The organism is Cellulomonas sp. KH9, from assembly GCF_900114185.1.
Classification (GTDB): Bacteria; Actinomycetota; Actinomycetes; order Actinomycetales; family Cellulomonadaceae; genus Cellulomonas.
Map to the genome: position 1 here is coordinate 886,495 of NZ_FOSE01000001.1, position 18,213 is coordinate 904,707.

At 75.9% G+C, this 18,213-nt stretch carries 17 protein-coding genes; 6 read left to right on the forward strand and 11 right to left on the reverse strand.

The window, feature by feature from the left end:
* Positions 1–33: 33 nt before the first annotated feature.
* The 8 genes from BMZ16_RS03975 to BMZ16_RS04010 all read right to left on the reverse strand — a co-directional run bounded on the left by BMZ16_RS03975 (position 34) and on the right by BMZ16_RS04010 (position 9,540).
* A complete protein-coding gene (locus tag BMZ16_RS03975) occupies positions 34–1,617 on the reverse strand; it encodes an outer membrane protein assembly factor BamB family protein (RefSeq protein WP_089798249.1) in 1,584 nt (527 codons plus the stop codon).
* Between the two features lie 112 nt (positions 1,618–1,729).
* A complete protein-coding gene (locus BMZ16_RS03980) occupies positions 1,730–1,933 on the reverse strand; it encodes a DUF7455 domain-containing protein (protein ID WP_089798250.1) in 204 nt (67 codons plus the stop codon).
* A 193-nt stretch (positions 1,934–2,126) separates the two neighbouring features.
* On the reverse strand, positions 2,127–4,424 hold the full coding sequence (locus tag BMZ16_RS03985) for an FtsX-like permease family protein (RefSeq protein WP_089798251.1): 2,298 nt from the start codon (positions 4,422–4,424) through the stop codon (positions 2,127–2,129).
* Positions 4,421–5,152, reverse strand: coding sequence for an ABC transporter ATP-binding protein (locus BMZ16_RS03990; RefSeq protein WP_089798252.1), 732 nt, complete (start codon positions 5,150–5,152; stop codon positions 4,421–4,423). Before BMZ16_RS03990 ends, BMZ16_RS03985 begins: the two co-directional genes overlap by 4 nt.
* Positions 5,153–5,208: 56 nt before the next feature.
* Positions 5,209–5,730 carry a PadR family transcriptional regulator gene (locus BMZ16_RS03995; RefSeq protein WP_089798253.1) on the reverse strand — a complete coding sequence of 174 codons (522 nt, stop codon included), beginning with the start codon at positions 5,728–5,730 and terminating at the stop codon, positions 5,209–5,211.
* Positions 5,731–5,888: 158 nt separating this feature from the next.
* Positions 5,889–7,439 carry a non-reducing end alpha-L-arabinofuranosidase family hydrolase gene (locus BMZ16_RS04000; protein WP_089798254.1) on the reverse strand — a complete coding sequence of 517 codons (1,551 nt, stop codon included), beginning with the start codon at positions 7,437–7,439 and terminating at the stop codon, positions 5,889–5,891.
* A gap of 320 nt (positions 7,440–7,759) precedes the next feature.
* Positions 7,760–8,929, reverse strand: coding sequence for an SGNH/GDSL hydrolase family protein (locus tag BMZ16_RS04005; protein WP_089798721.1), 1,170 nt, complete (start codon positions 8,927–8,929; stop codon positions 7,760–7,762).
* 41 nt (positions 8,930–8,970) lie between these two features.
* The gene (locus BMZ16_RS04010) at positions 8,971–9,540 is read right to left on the reverse strand and encodes a TetR/AcrR family transcriptional regulator (RefSeq protein WP_089798255.1); all 570 of its coding nucleotides are present in this window, start codon (positions 9,538–9,540) and stop codon (positions 8,971–8,973) included.
* A 197-nt stretch (positions 9,541–9,737) separates the two neighbouring features.
* On the opposite strand from BMZ16_RS04010, the gene BMZ16_RS04015 reads away from it, so the two are divergent.
* The 5 genes from BMZ16_RS04015 (at position 9,738) to BMZ16_RS04035 (ending at position 14,607) form a co-directional block, all read left to right on the forward strand.
* The gene (locus BMZ16_RS04015; protein ID WP_089798256.1) at positions 9,738–10,664 is read left to right on the forward strand and encodes an ABC transporter ATP-binding protein; all 927 of its coding nucleotides are present in this window, start codon (positions 9,738–9,740) and stop codon (positions 10,662–10,664) included.
* Positions 10,661–11,527, forward strand: coding sequence for an ABC-2 transporter permease (locus BMZ16_RS04020; protein WP_089798257.1), 867 nt, complete (start codon positions 10,661–10,663; stop codon positions 11,525–11,527). Before BMZ16_RS04015 ends, BMZ16_RS04020 begins: the two co-directional genes overlap by 4 nt.
* On the forward strand, positions 11,524–12,363 hold the full coding sequence (locus BMZ16_RS19940; protein ID WP_089798258.1) for a hypothetical protein: 840 nt from the start codon (positions 11,524–11,526) through the stop codon (positions 12,361–12,363). Before BMZ16_RS04020 ends, BMZ16_RS19940 begins: the two co-directional genes overlap by 4 nt.
* A gap of 97 nt (positions 12,364–12,460) precedes the next feature.
* Entirely contained in the window at positions 12,461–13,924 is a 1,464-nt protein-coding gene (locus BMZ16_RS04030; protein WP_255366340.1) for a sensor histidine kinase, read from the forward strand.
* Complete coding sequence (locus BMZ16_RS04035; RefSeq protein WP_089798260.1) at positions 13,921–14,607, forward strand: response regulator; 687 nt, start codon at positions 13,921–13,923, stop codon at positions 14,605–14,607. The genes BMZ16_RS04030 and BMZ16_RS04035 overlap by 4 nt, the downstream gene beginning before the upstream one ends.
* A gap of 36 nt (positions 14,608–14,643) precedes the next feature.
* Here the strand turns inward: BMZ16_RS04035 and BMZ16_RS04040 are convergent, their stop codons facing one another.
* A complete protein-coding gene (locus BMZ16_RS04040) occupies positions 14,644–14,988 on the reverse strand; it encodes a Cif family virulence factor (RefSeq protein ID WP_089798261.1) in 345 nt (114 codons plus the stop codon).
* Between the two features lie 48 nt (positions 14,989–15,036).
* On the opposite strand from BMZ16_RS04040, the gene BMZ16_RS04045 reads away from it, so the two are divergent.
* Positions 15,037–15,834 carry a MerR family transcriptional regulator gene (locus tag BMZ16_RS04045; protein ID WP_089798262.1) on the forward strand — a complete coding sequence of 266 codons (798 nt, stop codon included), beginning with the start codon at positions 15,037–15,039 and terminating at the stop codon, positions 15,832–15,834.
* A 32-nt stretch (positions 15,835–15,866) separates the two neighbouring features.
* Here BMZ16_RS04045 and BMZ16_RS04050 read toward each other — a convergent pair whose 3' ends face one another.
* Together BMZ16_RS04050 and BMZ16_RS04055 are read right to left on the reverse strand one after the other, a co-directional pair.
* A complete protein-coding gene (locus BMZ16_RS04050) occupies positions 15,867–16,145 on the reverse strand; it encodes a metal-sensitive transcriptional regulator (protein WP_089798263.1) in 279 nt (92 codons plus the stop codon).
* Positions 16,146–16,445: 300 nt separating this feature from the next.
* Positions 16,446–18,188, reverse strand: coding sequence for an FAD-dependent oxidoreductase (locus tag BMZ16_RS04055; protein WP_089798264.1), 1,743 nt, complete (start codon positions 18,186–18,188; stop codon positions 16,446–16,448).
* Between the last annotated feature and the right edge of the window lie 25 nt (positions 18,189–18,213).

The following is an 18,213-nucleotide window of genomic DNA, read 5'->3' on the forward strand; positions in this document are numbered from 1 at the left end:
GGGACGCTCCCACAGCGGCCACCGACCAGGCGGTCAGCCGAGGACCGTCACCTCGACATCACCCGCAGCGGTGAGCGTCCGGGCGGTCAGCCGGCCGTGGAGGGCCGACAGGGTCCGCGTGCCGTCCGGCACCGGGGACCGCCACACCTCCTCGCCGGTCCTGGGGTCGAGCGCGGCCACCGCCGGGCCGGTGTGCGCGACGGACAGGGTGAGCAGGTGCTGCCCGTCGGTGAGCACGGGGCCCGTGAACGCGTCGGCGCGCCACACCTCCTCGCCGGTGCGGGCGTCGAGCGTGACGAGGTCGGCGCCTGCGCTGAGGTGCACGCGCCGGTCGACGACCAGGACGCCGTGCTGCGGGTCGAAGGGCGCCGTCCACGTCGCCTCGCCGTCGAGGTCCCACGCGTGCAGGTTCGCCCCGTCGGTGGTGAGCAGGAGCCCCGCCACGCTGCCGTCGTCGAGGACCAGCCCGACCGGGTCGCCCGGCACCCGGGTCTCCCCGCCGGGGTGCACCACCACGGTGCCACGGTCGCGGCCGTCGTCCCCGGGCCGCCCGAGCCCGGCCAGTGCCCCGAACCCGCCGGGTCCGCCGAACCCGCCGGGTCCGCCGAGCGCGCCGGGTCCGCCGGACGCACCACGTTCCACCTGGTCGGAGCCGAGAAGGACGCGGCCGTGCTGCCACCCCCAGAAGGCGTGACCGTCGGGCACGGGCACGGTGCGCACGAGGTCTCCGGTGGTGTCGAGGAGCCGCACCGTCGAGGGTGTGACGACCCCGACCAGGTCGCCGACCGGGAACGCCTCGACGAGGTGGCCCATCCGGTCGGGCGGGTCCTCGGGAGAGGGCTCGTCGGGCGTGCCGGGTCCCCGCCAGGTCCAGGCGCGCGCGCCGTCCGGCGTGACGGCCCGCACGGCCGGCGGGTCCCCCGGGTCGACCACGACCACCAGGTCGCCCACGACGTTCAGGACGCTGCTCGTCGTCGGGGCCAGCGGGCCGGTCAGCTCGGTGACGACGGACCCGTCCGCGGTGTCGAGCACGACGACGCGTGCCACGGAGGCGGGTACCGCCTGCCAGACGTCATCCGTCACGGTCCACAGGCCGTCGTGCACGAGGCAGACCACCCGGTGCTCCTCCCGCGGCAGCGACGCGCACGTGCCCGACGCGGGAACGACGTGGTCGACCGCGCGGTCGGGCCCGGGGCGCGTCGTGCCGTCGACGAGCTCGACCTCCCACGCCACGGAGCCGGTGACACCCTGGTGCGCCACGACCCGCACGGCGCCCTGCCCGCTCTCGCGCACGCCGACCACCACGTCGTCGCCGGCCCGTGCCTGCATCGTGCGCACGGTGGCGCCGGACAGGGCCTGCAGCATGCGGGGAGGGCCGGCCAGCGGGGTGATCGCCCCGGGGAGCGCGGCGGTCGCCCGGACGCGGTCCTCGGTGCCCCGGTCCGTCACGACCTGCGCGGCGACGGCCCCGAGGAGGGCGACGGTGACGGCGCCGGCCGTCAGGGCGGTCCGGCACGGCCGACGCGGGGCCGGGTCGGGGGACGGCGGCGCGGGGAGGTCGAGGTCGAGGTCCTCGTCGACCACCTCGACGTCGTGCACGGGCCTGCGGCGTCGCATCGTCGCAGGCTAGCGACGATGCGACGCGCGCGGGGGCCGTGCGCCGGATGAACGTCGGACCGGGCACGTGCGGCGTGCTCCCGCGCGTGCCCGGTGGTTCGTGCGCTCGGGCTCAGTCGATGCGGTGGCGCTCGTCCAGGACGTCCGCGCCGGCGCCGACGAGGGCGGCCTCGTGGGCGCGGAAGTGGTGACCGCAGAAGAGCAGGTCGGAGCCGCCGGGCAGCGTGGCCCGGACGTAGGCCTGGGCACCGCAGCGGTCGCAACGGTCCTGGCGGGTGAGCTGGGCGGTGGGGGCGTCGGCAGTGGTGACGGTCATGGCCGGTCTCCTCGTCTCGCGGGGCCGGCGGCGCACGTCCGGATGACGGACGCCGCGGTTCTGCTCACCAGAACCATCGCCCATCGCGGGACCATCCCCCACCGTGTTCGCTCAACGGGGAACCGCTGCCGCACGCAGCACGACGCCCCACGGTCCGTCCGGGCGGAGGGACCGTGGGGCGCCGGTGTGCAGGTCACTCGCCCTGCAGGCCCGCCGGACGCGTCACCCGGCCCAGCAGCGGCAGGATGGCCGCCGTCGCCAGCAGCACGACGGCCGCGGCCCCGCCGGCCGTCAGGGCGATGCCGGAGACGTTGAGGCTCAGCGGCATGTCGGACCCCACCTGCAGGGCGACGGTCAGGCCGGTGCCGACGGCGACGGCCAGCGCGATGCCCAGCGCGACCGGGACGGCGACCTGGTAGAGCACCGAGAGCCCGAGCGTCCGGCGCCGCACCCCGAAGGCCGCGAGCACCGCCAGGGGCCGGCGCCGCTCGCGCAGCTGCTCGGCCACGTTGACCACCAGGCTGGCCCCCACCACCACGAGCAGGGCCATGGTGCCGAGGAGCAGCGCCTGGCGGATCGCCACGAGCATGGGGCTGTCCGCGTCGGGGTCGGTGACCATGACGGACACGGTCGGGTCGGTCCGGGAGACGGCGGTCCGCACGTGCTCCGCCGCGTCGGGGACGGCGCGGTCGAGCGCGACGGTCACCCCCGTGGTGGCGCCGGCCGCCGTGAGGTCGACGCCACCGAGCCCCGCCGGCGTGGCGTGCACGTAGGTCGCCATGCTGCCGTAGGCGTCCGAGGTGGTCGGCTCGACGACCTCGGCCGTGGCGGGCAGCGTCCACGTCGGGGCGTCGGACCCGGGGGCGCCCAGCAGGTAGGACGTGCCGGCCTGCGGCGTCTCGCCACCGCCCGGGGGCACGACGACCATCACGTCGCCGTCGGTGCACTCCTCGACGCCGGTCGTCCGGGTGAACGCCGCGCAGCTGCCGACGGCGACCTGGATCGACTCACCGCCCGCCACCGGCTCGCCCCACGCACGGGTGAGCGTCTCGACGCCGAGCACGCCCGGCGTGCCCGCGAGCGCCGGGGCCCAGTGCGACCCGTCCGACCCGGGCCGGTCGTCCATCACCTCGGCCACGAGCTCGGTGCCGTCGCGCCCCGCCGGGCTCATGTCGGCGCCGATGAGGCCGTGCGCCGCGACGAGCGAGGCGACGGACACGACGACGGCCGACACGGCCCGCACCGCGGTGCCGCTCTCGAGCTGCAGGCGACGCAGCGCGAGGTCCCAGGCCAGCCCGCCGGGACGCAGCCGACGCACGGTGACGTCGACGAACCACGGCAGCAGCAGCGCGACGCCGACGAGCAGCAGCGCCATCCCGATCATGGCCGGCGCCTGGGCGCCACCGAGGTAGCCGCCCCGGCCCTCGCGGACGAGCGGCAGCAGCATGAGCACGAGGCCGACGAGCGGCAGCGCGACCCGCCACCACAGCCGACGGCGCACCGTGGTGCCGCGCCGCACGACCCCCAGCGGCTCGACGACCACGCCCCGCAGCGCGGAGCGCGTGACGAGCACCGAGGCCGCGGGCACGAGGAGGACGACGAGCAGGGCGAGGACCGGGGAGGGGCGCAGGTCGGCGGCGTGGAACGACAGGCTGGGCGCGACCAGCGGCGGGACGACGGCCCGCGCGAGGGCGAACAGGGCGGCGCCGACGACGACGCCGCCCAGCGCGCCGACCAGGCTCTCGGCCGCGGCGATCCGCCGGGTCGTCGCCACGTCCGCCCCGACCAGGCGCACGGCGGCGAGCCGGCGGTCGCGTGCCTCGCCGCCGAACCGGACGGCGGTGGCGATGAACCCGAGGACGGGCACGAGCAGGCCCGTCAGGCCGACGAGCGCCATGAGGAGGACCGCGGCGTCCGCCCCGCCCCCGCCGCCCGGGGTGCCACCGCGGCCCCAGCCGTCGATGCGCAGGCCGTTCACCTCGGTGAGGGCGTCGGTCCCGACGAGGAACCGCAGCTCCTGCGGGCCGACGAGGCCCTCCGGCGCGATCGTGCCGACGACGCGCTCGCCCCAGCGGCCCTCGAGGACGTCACCGTCGGGCGACTCGAGCAGCGCCAGCAGCGCGGGCGACAGCACGGACTCGCCCGGTGCGAGCACGCGGTCGAGGCCGGGGGGCAGCGGGGCGTCCGGTCCCTCGGGCTGCAGCAGGTGGCCGACGACGAGCTCGTCGCCGACCTCGGAGCTGATCCGCTTGACCAGGAGCGTGTCGTCGCCCGCGGCCTCGACCTGCGTGCCGGGGGCGCGGGCGGCGTCCGTCGACGTGCGGGCGTCCAGCACCGTGGGGATCGAGGCGACGAGCAGCAGCATCGCCACGCCGATCCCGACACCGGTCGCGACCAGGGCGAGCCGGGCCCACCCGGACCGTCCGCCGCTCACGCTCATCCGCACGCCCAGGGCGAGCTCGGTGAGCCGGCCGCTGCGGCCGCGGCTCATGCGCGGACCTGCTCGCGCACGCGGCCGTCGCGGACCACGGCCTCCCGGTCCGAGTACGCGGCGACGCGCGAGTCGTGGGTCACCAGGACGACCGCCGCACCGGTGTCGCGGGCGGCGGCCACGAGCAGCTGCATGACGCGCTCGCCGTTGAGGGAGTCGAGCGCGCCGGTCGGCTCGTCGGCGAACAGCACCCGCGGCCGTGTGACGAGCGCGCGGGCGACGGCGACGCGCTGGCCCTGGCCGCCGGAGACCTGCCCGGGGCGCTTGTCGGCGACGTCGGGCACCTCGAGCCGGGCGAGCCACTCGCGCGCGGTGCGGTGCGCGTCCCGGCGCGACACCCCCGACAGGCGCAGGGGCAGGGCGACGTTCTCCGCGCAGGTGAGCTCCGGGACGAGCTGGCCGAACTGGAAGACGAAGCCGAACTCGGAGCGGCGCAGCGCGCTGCGCCCGGCGTCGGACATCGCCGTGACGTCCCGGCCGTCGAAGGTCACGGTCCCGGAGCCGGGGCGCAGGATCCCGGCCAGGCAGTGCAGCAGGGTCGACTTGCCGGAGCCCGAGGGGCCCATGAGCGCCAGGACCTCACCCGGGTGCACCGCGAGCGAGGCGTCGGCCAGGGCGATCGTCGGGCCGAAGGCGAGGCGGAGCCCGTCGGCGACCAGCAGCGGGCCCGCCGGCTCGAGGGCGGCGGTGCGGGAGGCGTCGCCGGCGGGCGTGGGCAGGGTGGTCATGGGGGTCCCCTCGTGGCGGGTGGTCGGTGGGCGCGGCGCGGGGCGGTCCGGGCGGGTCACGCGCGCACCGCGGAGGCGAGCCGGTCGAGGCGCGCGGTGGTGAGCTCGAGCCAGCGCAGGTCGGCCTCGAGGTGGAACAGGGCGTGGTCGCACACGAGCTGGTCGGCGAGGTCGCCGGTCGCCTTGCGCTGGGTGAGCTCGCGCATGAGCCGCAGGTGCTCGGCCCGCTGGGTGTCGAGCACGTCCGCGCCGTCGTGCCCGGTGAGCAGGGCGAGGACGACCTTGGTGTACAGCGTGCTCTGCAGGTACGGCTCGGGCTTCTCGGGGTGCGAGAGCCACTGCTCGACGTCGCTGACGCCGGCGTCCGTGATGGCGTACCGCTTGCGGTCCGGGCCGTCACCGGGTTCGGGCTCGACCTCCACGAGCCCGTTCTTCAGCAGGCGCGCGAGGGTCGCGTAGACCTGCCCGTACGCGAGCGGGCGGTCGTGGCCGAACCGCTCGTCGTACGCGCGCTTGAGGTCGTAGCCGTGGCGGGGCCCTGACTGCAGGAGTCCGAGGAGGACGGGTGCGATGCTCACGACCAGGACTATACACACGAGGTATACCCGCGATGTATAGACGCGCTGCCCGGTGGTGCCGGGGTCCGGTGCCCGTCCGGGCACGCAGACGCGCCCCTGCGGTCCGCTTCCGAGGAGCGGGCCGCAGGGGCGCGTCGGGGTGGGTCAGGCCGGGCCGGTCACCGCTGCAGGGTCAGCAGGCCGGGGCGGTACGGCAGGGCGCCGTAGTCGCCGCCCGAGCTCGGGCTGCGGCCCTGGTAGAGCAGCTGCAGGTTGCACGGGTCGACCGTCATGGTCTGGTCCGCGCTGGTGCGCAGCAGCTCGCCGTGGCTGATGTCGTTCGTCCACGTGGCGCCGCTGTTGGCCTTGCCGGCGAACGGGTTCGACTCGGTGGCGGCCTGCGGGGTCCACTGCCCGTCCAGGCTGGTGGCCGTGAAGGACCGGAAGTACCGGCCCTGCGACCCCATGGCCTCGACGATCATGAGGTACCGCTGCTGGCCGGCGAGCTTGTAGACCTGGACCGCCTCGAACAGGTTGTCCTTGGAGTCGGTCATGATCGTCGCGTAGCTCGACCCGAAGCTGCCGGGGAAGTTCCCGATCGGCATGGACGCCCGGTAGATGCGGCCGTTGTCGCCGGCGAAGAACAGGTACATGTTCCGGTCGTCACCGATGAGCGCCTGGTCGATCGGGCCGGTGCCCGAGTTGGAGATCGACCCGGTGAAGAGCGTCTGGTGCGCGCCCCAGCTGTTCGGGTCGGACGGGTTGGTCGACGTGCGGTAGGAGAACGCCGGGCCGCCCCACTGGTAGGCCAGCACCCAGACGTTCTTCGGCGCGAAGTAGAACAGCGACGGCGCGACGGCCGTGAACGGCATCGTCCGCTGCTGCGCCGAGGCCATCTGCGAGTAGCTCGAGAACGGGGCGAACGCGGTCGACTGCCACGCGGTGCCGGTGTTCGTCGTGGCGTACACGAGCTGCTGGCCGTTGACCGGCGCGACCGTGAAGTCCTTCAGCGACACCCACCCGGAGCGCGGCTGCGCGAGCACGCCGGAGTCACGCCACCGGTAGGACGACGGCAGGTTGCAGGTGCCGCCCGTCGGCGGCGGGGTCGTCGGGTTCGCCGTGGGTGTCGGGGTGGGCGCGGGGTTGCCGCCGCCGCCGAGCTGCACCAGCTGCCACTGCTGGTTGGTGCCGCCCCAGCTGGAGTACTGGACGATGTTGGCCCCGTCGGCGGTCGATCCGCCCTGGACCTCGACGGCCAGCCCGGAGTGCTGGCTGATGAGCGTGACGTAGCCGCCGGGGGCGTCCTGCAGGCGGAACTGCTGGTTGGCCTGGTTGCGGTCGGTGTACTGGACGATCGCCCCGCCGTTGGCGGTGGACCAGTTGTGGACGTCCAGGACCTTGCCGGAGAGGCGGGACTTGAGCCGGTAGAGGCCGTTGCCGGAGTCGACGAACTGCCACTGCTGCTGCGAGCCGTCGTTGCGCGTCCACTGGGTGATGCGGGCGCCGTCGTTGGTCGCCAGGTTGTAGACGTCGAGCGCCTTGCCGCTGCCGCGGTTGATCAGCACGTACGACGCGTTCGTGTCGACGGTGGCCGCGGACGCCGCGGGCGCGGTGACGACCGCGAGCCCAGCGGCGGAGACCGTCAAGGCCGCCGCCGCGAGCGCGGACGCCCAGCGGCGTCGCGCTCCTCGCACGGGGGCCGCGGCCCCGGGTGCACGTGCTGGTCTCATGCTGCTCTCCTTCGAGTCGTTCGCGGGGGCGCGGGCGTGGGAGCGCCCTCACGGTCCGCCGGGCGGACGGGGCTCTGCGCCGGTGCAGGACCGCCCGACCGCGACCGCGATGTGAACCTTCACATTGCCACGGCCGATACGCCCGTCTGAAGGGAGATGTGGATCGTTAAACGTTTCGCAGGGCACCCGGGGCGGCAAACGCTGTCCGCGAGGGCGCGCGCATTCGCCCGCACGGGTGATCGAGGCGGCTGCCGCCCCTCGCGTGAGGCGTCGAGCGGCGCCGCGCGTGCGGCGGCCGACGGTCCGGCCGGCCCGCCGCGTCAGGCGCGCGCCAGCGCCCCGCCCGGCACGAACGCCAGACGGGCGAACCGCTCGCCGATGACCCGGTGGGTCGCGGCGTCCGGGTGCAGCGCGTCGGGCAGCGGGTGCGCGGTCGCGTCGGGCGTCCCGTACAGCTCACGCCCGTCCAGGTAGGCCAGGTGGGGGTCGTCCTGCCCGCGCTGGGTCACGATGCGGCTCAGCTCGTCCCGGATCACCGTGAGGGTCAGCCGCCCCGCGGGGACCTCCGCGGGGTCGCCGGTGGCGACGAACCGCACGGGCCCGGACCCGAACGTGCTCGGGTCGAAGGCGCCGGGCCCGGGGGTGTCCTCGTGGATGGGGCACAGGACCGGCGACACGACCAGCAGCGGGGTGTCCGGGTGGCCGTCGCGGATCGTGTCGAGGAACCCGTGGACCGCGGCGGTGAACGTCCGCAGCCGCATGGTGTCGCCGTTGACGATGTTGATGCCCATCTTGACCGAGATCAGGTCGGCCGGGGTGTCGCGCATCGTCCGGGCGGTCTGCGGGTCGAGCAGCGCGCTGCCGCCGAACCCGAGGTTGACCAGCTCCACCCCGGCCGCCCGGGCCGCCACCGCCGGCCACGTGCCGGTGGGGGTGGTCGCGTTGGACCCGTGGCTGATCGACGAGCCGTGGTGCAGCCACACGGGCCGCCCGCCGGTGGGCACCGGGTGCACGGGTGCGTCGGTGCGCAGCGCGACGAGGGTCGCGAGCTCGTTGTGCGGCAGCCACAGCTCGAGGGTCTTGTCGCGGGCCGGCAGGTCGCGGAACGCGACGGTGCCGGGCTCGCCCGGTCGCACCTCGCGGGCTCCGGTGACGGGGTCGATCGCGAGCACGTCGCCGCCGTCCACCGTCGCGCGGCCCGCGGGCTCACCGTCGACCAGCAGCTCGTAGACCCCGGCGGGACGCGCCGGGGCACCCACGTAGGCCAGGCGGGTCGGGTGGGCGTCGAGCGCGACGGCCGTCGCGCGCGTGCGCAGGACCAGGCGCACGCCGGACGGCTGCGCCTCGGCCATCAGCAGCTGCGGATCGGGCAGCTGGCGGCGCACCCAGGCGGGGAGCCGGTGGGGCTGCACGCCGCGGGGTGTCCGCTCGAGCTCCAGGGCGCCGTGCACGAGGTCGTCGGTCAGGGGGGTCGGGGTGAGGGCTGTCATCGTCTCGTCGTCCGTCGGGGTGTCGGGGGTCGGGCCGCGGGTCAGGAGGTCGGCCAGGCGCGCAGGGCCGCGTCGAGGGCGTCGGTCGTGCGTGCCCACGACTGCTCGGCGTCCGGCGCGGAGTGGTCGAAGCCGCCGATCGCCTGCAGGTGCAGGAAGCCGTTGACGGTGCTGCCGACGAACCGCACGGCGTGCGGGACCTCGGCGCCGGGCAGGTCGTAGCCGCGCAGCACGCCCGCCGTCAGCGCCGAGACGCGGGATCCCGCGGCGCCCGCCTGCGTCACGTCGACCCGCACCTGCGTGGCGGCCCAGCGGCCGGGGTGCTCCCGGGCGTAGTCCCGCATGACGTCGACCAGCGCCTGCAGCGCCGCGCGCCGCGCACGCCCGGCCAGGGCGACCGACAGCCGGTCGCCCAGCTCCTCGAGCGCGCGGACGGCGATCCGGGTACGCAGGTCGTCGGTGCCGCGCAGGTGCGCGTACAGGCTGGCGGGCTGCACGCCGACGCGGCGCGCGAGGGCGGAGACGGTCACCTGCGCGAAGCCCACCTCGTCGGCGAGCTCGGCCGCAGCGGTCGTCAGCACGGGCACGGTCAGACCGGCACGTGTCGCCACCGGAGCACCTCGTTCCTACGTTGCTGAGGCTCCAACCTATACCCCGTAGGCATGGGGCCGTGCGCATCTCCTCCTCCCACGGGACGAGGAGACGGCCCCACGCTTCTCGTCCACCGGCAGGTGATGGCGGCCGGGGTCGGCTCCGTAGCGTCACCGACGGACGCCCGGCACGGGCCCGCACCCACGGAGGAGACACCATGATCGAGGTGGAGGCGCTGACCAAGCGCTACGGCAGCACGACGGCGGTGGACGGGCTCACGTTCACCGCCCGGCCCGGGACGGTCACGGGCTTCCTCGGGCCCAACGGCGCGGGCAAGTCGACGACGATGCGCGTCGTGGTCGGCCTGGAGCGCGCGACGGCCGGTACCACGCGGGTCGACGGGCGGCGCTACGCCGACCTGCCCGCGCCCCTGCACGCGGTGGGCGTCATGCTCGACGCCCGCTCGGTGCACCCCGGCCGCACGGCCTCCAAGCACCTGCTGGCGATGGCGCAGACGCACGGGATCGGCAAGGCCCGCGTCCGGGAGGTCATCGCGCAGACCGGCCTCGAGCCGGTCGCGCACCGCCGCGCCGGCACGTTCTCGCTCGGCATGGGGCAGCGGCTCGGCATCGCCGGTGCGCTGCTGGGTGACCCGCAGACCCTGGTCCTCGACGAGCCGGTCAACGGCCTGGACCCCGACGGCGTGCTGTGGGTGCGCCGCCTGGTGCGCGAGCTGGCCGCCGAGGGCCGCACCGTCCTGCTCTCGTCGCACCTGATGCACGAGCTCGCGCTGTGCGCCGACCGCGTCGTCATCATCGGCCGGGGCCGGCTCCTCGCGGACGCGACGGTGCAGGACATCGTCGAGCGGTCCGAGCGGGCCGGTGCGGTGCGCGTGCGCACCACCGACCCCGAGCCGCTGGCCCGCGAGCTGCTGGCCCTCGGTGCGCAGGTCGTGCCGCAGGAGGGCGGGGTGCTGCAGGTGCGTGGCACGTCCGTCGACGAGGTCGGCACCGCCGCGCGCCGCTGCGGCGCGACCGTCCTGGAGCTGGCCGCCGAGTCCGGCACGCTCGAGGAGGCGTACCTGCAGCTCACCGGCGACGCCGTCGAGTACCGCACCGCCGACACCCGTGGGGGTGCCCGATGAGCGCCACCACGACGCCCCGTGGCGTCCGCACCGCGGCCGGCGCCCGCACCGGTGGTCCCACGTTCGGGCGCGTGGTCGCGTCCGAGTGGACCAAGCTGACGTCGCTGCGGTCCCCGTGGTGGACCGGCCTGGTCACCGTCGTGGCGGCCGGTGCGCTCGCCTTCATGTTCGCGACCGCGTCGTCCGTCGACCCCGGGTTCGAGCCGACCCGTGACCTGGCCACCGGCCTGATGCTGGCCCAGGTGGGCCCCCTCGTGCTGGGGGTGCTGCTCGGCGCGGGGGAGTTCCGCACCGGTGCGGCCCGGACGACCTTCACGCTGGTGCCGCGCCGGTGGCCGGTGCTCGCGGCGCAGACCGTCGTCGTGGCGGGGTTCGCCCTGGGGCTGGCCGTCCTGACGGTCGCCGCCACCGTCGTCGGGGTCCTGCCCTCGGCCGTGTCGCGCGACCTGCCGCTCCGCCTGACGGTCGGGGACACCCCGGGCATCCTGGCGGGCATGGTGCTGCTCGTCGTCGGGGTGACGCTGGTCGGGTACGCGCTCGGCACCCTGCTGCGCCGGACCGTGCCGGCGCTGGTCACCGCGCTCGGCGTCGTGCTGGTCCTGCCCATCGTGCTGGCGATGGCGGGCGACCCCGGCGGCGGCACCATGGGCGCGGCACCTCCCCACAGCGTCACGGCCCTCGGCGCGATCGGGGCGTTCACCCCCGGCACCGCCGGCCAGCTCCTGACGACGCCCGCGTCGTACGGTCCGATGCCCGGCATGCCGGACGTCGGTCCCGTCGGCGGTGGCCTGGTCCTGGGTGCGTGGATCGTCCTCCTCCTCACCGTGGCCGCGGTGCGGCTGCGGACCCGGGACGTGCGATGACGACGCTCGACGCCGGCCGGGCCGCCACGCGCCCGCCCCGCGGTGCGCCCACCCGCCCCGGCCCGACGTTCCCCCGGGTGCTCGCCGCGGAGTGGACCAAGCTCACCAGCGTGCCATCGAACCCGTGGCTCGCGCTGGGCACCGTGGTCGTGACGGCGGGTACGGCGTACGGGCTCGGCCTGTTCGTGCGGACCGGGGACGGTCGCTCCGGGTCCTGGGTCGTCGTGTCCGGGTACGTGGTCGCGCAGCTCGGGTTCCTCGTGCTCGGTGCCGTCGTCGGGACGGCGGAGCACACCACCGGGACGGCCCGCACGACGTTCACCGCGGTGCCGCGCCGGCTGCCCGTGCTCGGGGCGCAGGCGGTCGTCGTGGCCGTCGCGGCAGCCGTCACGGCGGTGGTGGCGCTGGGGGCGTCGTACCTGGCCACGACCGGGCCGCGCGCCGGCGAGGCGCCGGCCGTGGACCTCGCGGTGCCGGGTACTGCCCGTGCGCTCGCGGGCTTCGTGGTGCTCGCCGTCGCGGTCGCCCTGCTGGGGCTGGCGCTCGGCATGCTCCTGCGGCGCCCGGCGGACGCGATCGTCACCGGGCTGGTGCTCGTGTTCCTCGCGGACTTCGTCCTGGCGGCCAACCCGGGCGCGGCCACCGACACGATCCGCGCGGCGCTGCCGTCGGCGGGGGCCCGGCTCCTGCAGGACGACGCGGCGCTCGCGGCGCTGGACACCGCGACGCACGGCCCGCAGCTCGGCCCGTGGGGTGGGGGAGCGGTGATCGGCGCGTGGGTCGTCGTGGCGTTCTGCGCCGCGGGGTACCGGCTGGGACGCCATGACGTCCGCTGACCCGTCACCCGCCCCGTCCTCCGCACGGGTGGCGGCACGCGCCGCCGCGGGCCGGGAGGCAGACCGCACCGGCCCTCCGGGATGGGAGGGTGGGCACGTGATCCGACGTGACGCGGTGGTCCAGGTGCCGAGCACCCGCGACGAGCTGCCGCTCACCGAGGCGCAGGTGGCGGCCGGCAGCCCGGTCGCGCGGCTCGTCACCGCGCGGCCGTGGGTCATGGATCTCACGGTCGCGGCGGTCATGGCCCTCGTCGGGCTCGTCGGCGCGATGTTCATCTGGGAGACCGCGAACGGTGCGGTCGGCCTCGGGCTGTACCAGCCCGACTCCGGGGTCGCGGACCGCGTCACCGTGACCTGGCTGGTCGGTACCGCGGTCGGTGCCGGCCTGCTGCTCCTGCGGCGGGTGCGGCCGATCGCCGTGACCGTGCTGCTGGTGGTGGCTGCGCTGGCGTCCTTGCAGGTGGCGGGGGTCCTGGGGGTGCTCGGCGCGTGCCTCGCGTGTGCCCTGTACAGCGTGGCGGCGTCGCGCGGGACGACGACGACGTGGCTGGTCTTCGGGGCCGTCCTCACGGTCGTCACGGTCGCGCTGTGGGCGTGGCAGGACCTCGGCCTCCTCGAGATGCTCCTGTGGGGCAACGCCGTGACCGGCCAGGGGGACCCGTCGGAGTGGAGGACCATCCTGGACGCGCCGCTGTTCTCGGCCGGCCGCCGCACGGGGTCGGTGCTGCTGCTGCTCGCGCTGCTGCTGCTGGGCGTCGCCGCCGGGTCGGCGGCACGGGCCCGACGGCAGCACGCGGCCGACCTCGTGGAGCGGTACCAGGCGCTGGAGCGCCAGCGCGACGACGGCATCGCCCTGGCGCGCGCCGCCGAGCGCGCGCACATCGCGCGCGAGATGCACGACGTGGTCGCGCACAGCCTGACCGTCATGGTCGCCCTGGCCGACGGCGCCGACGCCGCGTTCGAGCGCGCACCCGACCGGTCGCGGGACGCGGTGCGGCAGGTCGCACGCACCGGCCGGTCGGCGCTGGTCGACATGCAGCGCGTCCTGGGGGCGCTCCGCCCGTCCGTGGCCGACGGGACGGACCGGTGGGCCGAGCCGACCGAGCTGGACCTGCCGACGGTGGTCGAGCGCTTCGCCGCCGCCGGTCTGCCCGTGACGGCGGACGGCCTGGACACCGCGCTGCCGGCGGACACGTCCGTGCGCCTCGCGGTGCTGCGGATCCTGGGCGAGGCGCTGACGAACGTGCTGCGGCACGCCCCGGGTGCCGGGTCGGTCGACGTCCTGGTCCGGCGCACGCCGACGACGGTCGAGATCGACGTCGCCGACTCCGGAGGCACACGACCGGGGTCGGGCGGTGGCACGGGACGGGGGATCGTCGGCATGCACGAGCGCGCGGAGCTGCTCGGTGGGCACGTCCAGGCAGGGCCGCGGCCGGAGGGCGGCTGGCGCGTGCGTGCGGTGCTGCCGTGGACGGGCGAGACGGACCCGGAGCAGCTGGGCCAGGAGCAGGTGGACGGGGAGCCGGGCCAGGACCGGACCGACGACGGAGGACGACCGTGACGACCGTGCTGCTGGTGGACGACCAGTCGCTGCTGCGCGTGGGCTTCCGGATGGTCGTCGAGAGCGAGCCGGACCTCGAGGTCGTCGGCGAGGCCGCCGACGGCCGCGTCGCGCTCGAGCAGGTCGCCGCCCTCGCACCGGACGTGGTGCTCATGGACATCCGCATGCCCGGCATGGACGGCATCGAGGCGACCCGGCGGATCGTCGCGGAGCACCCGGCCTCCCGGGTGCTGGTGCTCACCACGTTCGACGTCGACGACCTGGCGTTCGCGGCGCTGCGCGCCGGTGCCAGCGGGTTCCTGCTGAAGTCCGCCCGCCCCGACGAGCTGCTCGACGCGATCCGGACCGTCGACGCGGGCACCTCCGTCGTGGCACCGCGGGTGCTGCGCCGCATGCTCGACCTGTTCGCACCGCACCTGCCGGGGGACGGCGAGCGTGTCGACCCCGACCGGGGGCCCGACCCGCGGCTGCGCAGCCTCACCCCGCGCGAGCTCGACGTGCTGCGGCTCATCGCGGAGGGCGCGTCGAACTCCGAGATCGCGCGCGAGCTGGTGGTCTCGGAGACGACGGTGAAGACGCACGTCGGCAACGTCTTCGCCAAGCTCGGCGCCCGCGACCGCGTGCAGGCGGTGATCATCGCCTACGAGTGCGGCCTGGTGACGGCGGGGTCCCGTCGCGACTGAGGAGCCGCGCGGCGGTCCGTCGGCGCGGCGCCGTGGTCAGCCGATGACGAGCTCGCTGACCAGGTCGCCGTCCGTCGTGAAGCGGTAGTCGAGCACCGCGACGCCGCCGGGGAAGTCGCCCGCCAGCCGGTGCGTGGCCACCCAGTGCCGGTCGTCGGGGTGCTGCACGCCCACGAGCTCGGTGGTGTACGTGAACTGCGCGCCCGCGCCGGCCAGGAACCGCACGATCTCGTCCGTGCCGCGGTAGGTGCGCCCGTCGTCGACCACCACCGCGGTCGGCGTGAACGCCCGGATCGCGGCGGGGTCGCGGACCACGTGCGCCGCGAGGAACTCGCGGATGGTCGTCGGGAGGCTGCCGTGGGTGTCGGGTGTCGTCGTCATGGGCACCAGGCTGGACCCTCTCCCCGGGAGAGGGTCCAGACTGCGACGGTGCTCACGATCGGCGAGTTCTCCCGGCTGACCCACCTCAGCGTCCGCACCCTGCGTCGCTACCACGAGGCCGGCCTGCTGGAGCCGGCTGCGGTCGACCCCGCCACCGGCTACCGGCGCTACACGGCGGAGCAGATCCCCACCGCCCAGGTCGTCCACCGGCTGCGGGAGCTCGACCTGCCGCTCGCCGACGTGCGACGCGTCCTGCTCGCCCCGGACCCCGGGGCCCGCGCGGCGCTCGTCGCCGACCACCTGCGGCGGCTCGAGGCGCAGCTCGACCGGACCCGGGCCGCAGTGGTCTCGCTCCGCAGGCTCCTGCGGCCGAGCGCGTCGCCGATCGACGTCGAGCTGCGCGTCGTCGCGGCCACGACGGTGGCCGCGGTCGAGGACGACGTCGCGCTCGACGAGGTCCTCGGGTGGTACGCCGACGCGACGGCCGAGCTCGACGCCGTGGTCCACGAGCCCGCCGGCCCCCCGGGAGGGTCGTACGACAACGCGCTCTTCGAGACCGGGCGCGGGCACGTGGTCGTCCACCGCCCCACGGCCGCTCCGCCGCGCGTCGGGCGCGTGCGCCCGGTGACCCTGCCGGCCGTCGAGCTGGCCGTCACCACGCACGCCGGGGCGCACGACGACATCGACGTCACCTACGGCGAGCTCGGCGCGTGGGTCGTCGCGAACGCGCTCGCGGTGGCCGGTCCGGTGCGTGAGACGTACCTGGTGGGCCCACGGGACACGCCGGACCCGGCGGCGTGGCGCACCGAGATCGGGTGGCCGGTGTTCCGTCTGGCGGCGGGCTGACGCGCACCGGCGCACCGGCCCGCGCGCCGGCGTCAGGCCAGCGAGAGGAAGAGCTTCTCCAGCTTCTGCACGTCCAGCGTCGGGGTGTCGCCGTCCGCGGCGTTCTCGCCCTGCACCAGGCACTGCTTCATGCCGGACGCGATCATCGCGAACCCGGCGCGGTCCAGCGCGCGCGAGACGGCGGACAGCTGCGTGACCACGTCCTCGCAGCTGCGGCCCTCGTCGAGCATCCGCACGACCGCGGCGAGCTGGCCCTGGGCGCGCCGGAGCCGGTTGCCGACCTTGGTCATCTCGTCCTTGTCCAGATCCATGGCGTCCTCCTGGGGACCTGCCGCGGCACCGCGGCGGTGCCGCGGCACGGGCGTGCGGGGTGGTGGGGTGCGGTGCGGGCCGTCAGCGCGGGCAGGTGCACTGCTGGTCGCGGGGCACCTCGGCCATGACGTCCTCGGCGTGCTGGCCGCAGCCGTCCCAGGTGGTCTTCTGGCAGGTGGCGCAGCGGACGGGGTAGCACATGGTGGTCTCCTTCGAGGGGGTGACGTCGGGTGGGGGTCAGCGGCGGACGGGTCTGCCCGCAGCCTGCCACGGCGGGGTGCCGGCGCGGCGGGGGTGGTTCACGCAGCGGTCCGCGGGGTCGCGGCCGGGTCGGTCAGGGAGGGGTGCACGGCGCTGAGCGTCAGCCAGCCGCCGGACAGGTTGCGGGCGTCCAGGCCGGCCTGGAGCAGCACACGCGTGGCGATGTGCGACCGCACCCCGCTCGCGCAGTGCACGCTGACCGGTCGCCCGGCCGCGGCGGCGCGCACCTCGTCGAGGCGGCCGCGCAGCTCGGTGTGCGGGACGTTCAGCGCCTCGGGGACGTGGCCGCGGGCGAACTCGCCGGGGGAGCGCACGTCGAGCACGAGCGTGCCCGCCCGGGCGGCGTCGAGCTCGTCGGGGTGCCACTGGGGTGTGGTGCCGTCGAGCACGTTCTGCGCGACGAACCCCAGCATGTTCACCGGGTCCTTGGCCGAGCCGTAGGGCGGCGCGTACGCGAGCTCCAGCTCGGCGAGGTCGTCGGCGGTCATCCCGGCGCGCAGGGCCGTGGCCAGCACGTCGATCCGCTTGTCGACGCCGTCGCGGCCCACGGCCTGGGCGCCGAGCAGGCGACCGTCGGGGGCGAAGGTCGCCACCAGGTGGATCTGCTCGGCGCCGGGGAAGTACCCGGCGTGGTGGGCGGGGTGGATGCGGACCACCTCGTGGTCGAGGCCCGCGCGGGTGAGCGCCGCCTGGTTCGGGCCGGTCACGGCCGCGGTGAGGCCGAGGACGCGCACGATCGCGGTGCCGAGCACGGGTGCCTGCGGCGTGGTGCGGTGCCCGACCATGGAGTCGGCGGCGCGCCGGCCCTGCCGGTTGGCGGGCCCGGCCAGCGGGACGGGCCCGACGGTGCCGGTGACGGCCTGCGTGACCTCGACGGCGTCACCGACGGCCCAGACGTGCGGGTCGGACGTGCGCTGGTCGGCGTCGACGCGGATGGCGCCGGTGGGGCCGAGCGCGAGGCCGGCGTCGCGGGCCAGGTCGCTCGCGGGACGCACGCCGACGTTGACGACGACGACGTCGGCGGCCAGCTCGGTGCCGTCCGACAGCGTGACCGTGACGGAGCCGTCGTGACCGCGCGGTGCGACGCGCTGCGCGGCGGCGCCCAGGTGCAGGCCCACGCCGTGGGCCCGCAGCTCGTCGGCCAGCAGGGGCGCGAGCTCCGGGTCGAGCGGGGGCAGCACGTGGTCCGCGAGCTCGACGAGGTGCACCTGCAGACCGCGGGCGGTCAGCGCCTCGACGGCCTCGAGGCCGATGAACCCGGCGCCGACGACGACGGCCGTGGGTGCGGGCGCGTCGGCGGCACGGGCGGTGAGCAGGTCCGTGACGCGTGCGCCGAGGGCGTCCAGGTCGGGGACGGTGCGCAGGGAGTGCACGGCCGGGTGGTCCAGCCCCTCGACGGGCGGACGCACCGCGACGGCACCGGGGGCGAGCAGCAGGGCGTCGTAGCCCAGCGTGTACTGCTCGTCCGCGGTGACGACGGTGACGGTGCGGGCGGCGGTGTCGACGGCGGTCACGCGGCTGCCGGTGCGCACGTCGAGCGCCAGCGCGGCGGCCAGGGTCTGCGGGGTGTGCAGCAGGAGGGAGCCGCGCTCGGCGATCTCGCCGGACAGGTGGTACGGCAGGCCGCAGTTGGCGAACGACACGTAGTCGGACTGCTCGAGGACGACGATGTCGGCGCGCTCGTCGAGGCGGCGGGCGCGGGCGGCGGCGCTCATGCCGCCGGCGACGCCGCCGACCACGACGACCCGCCGGACGGGGTGGGGCGTGGTGCTGGTGGACATGGCTCGAGGATACCCCCGGGGGTAT

Bases quoted from the DNA above. Each gene is read 5' to 3' on its own strand.
- BMZ16_RS03975 (WP_089798249.1), bottom strand. From the start codon at position 1,617: ATGCGACGCCGCAGGCCCGTGCACGACGTCGAGGTGGTCGACGAGGAC.
- BMZ16_RS03980 (WP_089798250.1), bottom strand. From the start codon at position 1,933: ATGACCGTCACCACTGCCGACGCCCCCACCGCCCAGCTCACCCGCCAG.
- BMZ16_RS03985 (WP_089798251.1), bottom strand. From the start codon at position 4,424: ATGAGCCGCGGCCGCAGCGGCCGGCTCACCGAGCTCGCCCTGGGCGTG.
- BMZ16_RS03990 (WP_089798252.1), bottom strand. From the start codon at position 5,152: ATGACCACCCTGCCCACGCCCGCCGGCGACGCCTCCCGCACCGCCGCC.
- BMZ16_RS04000 (WP_089798254.1), bottom strand. From the start codon at position 7,439: ATGAGACCAGCACGTGCACCCGGGGCCGCGGCCCCCGTGCGAGGAGCG.
- BMZ16_RS04005 (WP_089798721.1), bottom strand. From the start codon at position 8,929: ATGACAGCCCTCACCCCGACCCCCCTGACCGACGACCTCGTGCACGGC.
- BMZ16_RS04015 (WP_089798256.1), top strand. From the start codon at position 9,738: ATGATCGAGGTGGAGGCGCTGACCAAGCGCTACGGCAGCACGACGGCG.
- BMZ16_RS04020 (WP_089798257.1), top strand. From the start codon at position 10,661: ATGAGCGCCACCACGACGCCCCGTGGCGTCCGCACCGCGGCCGGCGCC.
- BMZ16_RS19940 (WP_089798258.1), top strand. From the start codon at position 11,524: ATGACGACGCTCGACGCCGGCCGGGCCGCCACGCGCCCGCCCCGCGGT.
- BMZ16_RS04040 (WP_089798261.1), bottom strand. From the start codon at position 14,988: ATGACGACGACACCCGACACCCACGGCAGCCTCCCGACGACCATCCGC.
- BMZ16_RS04050 (WP_089798263.1), bottom strand. From the start codon at position 16,145: ATGGATCTGGACAAGGACGAGATGACCAAGGTCGGCAACCGGCTCCGG.
- BMZ16_RS04055 (WP_089798264.1), bottom strand. From the start codon at position 18,188: ATGTCCACCAGCACCACGCCCCACCCCGTCCGGCGGGTCGTCGTGGTC.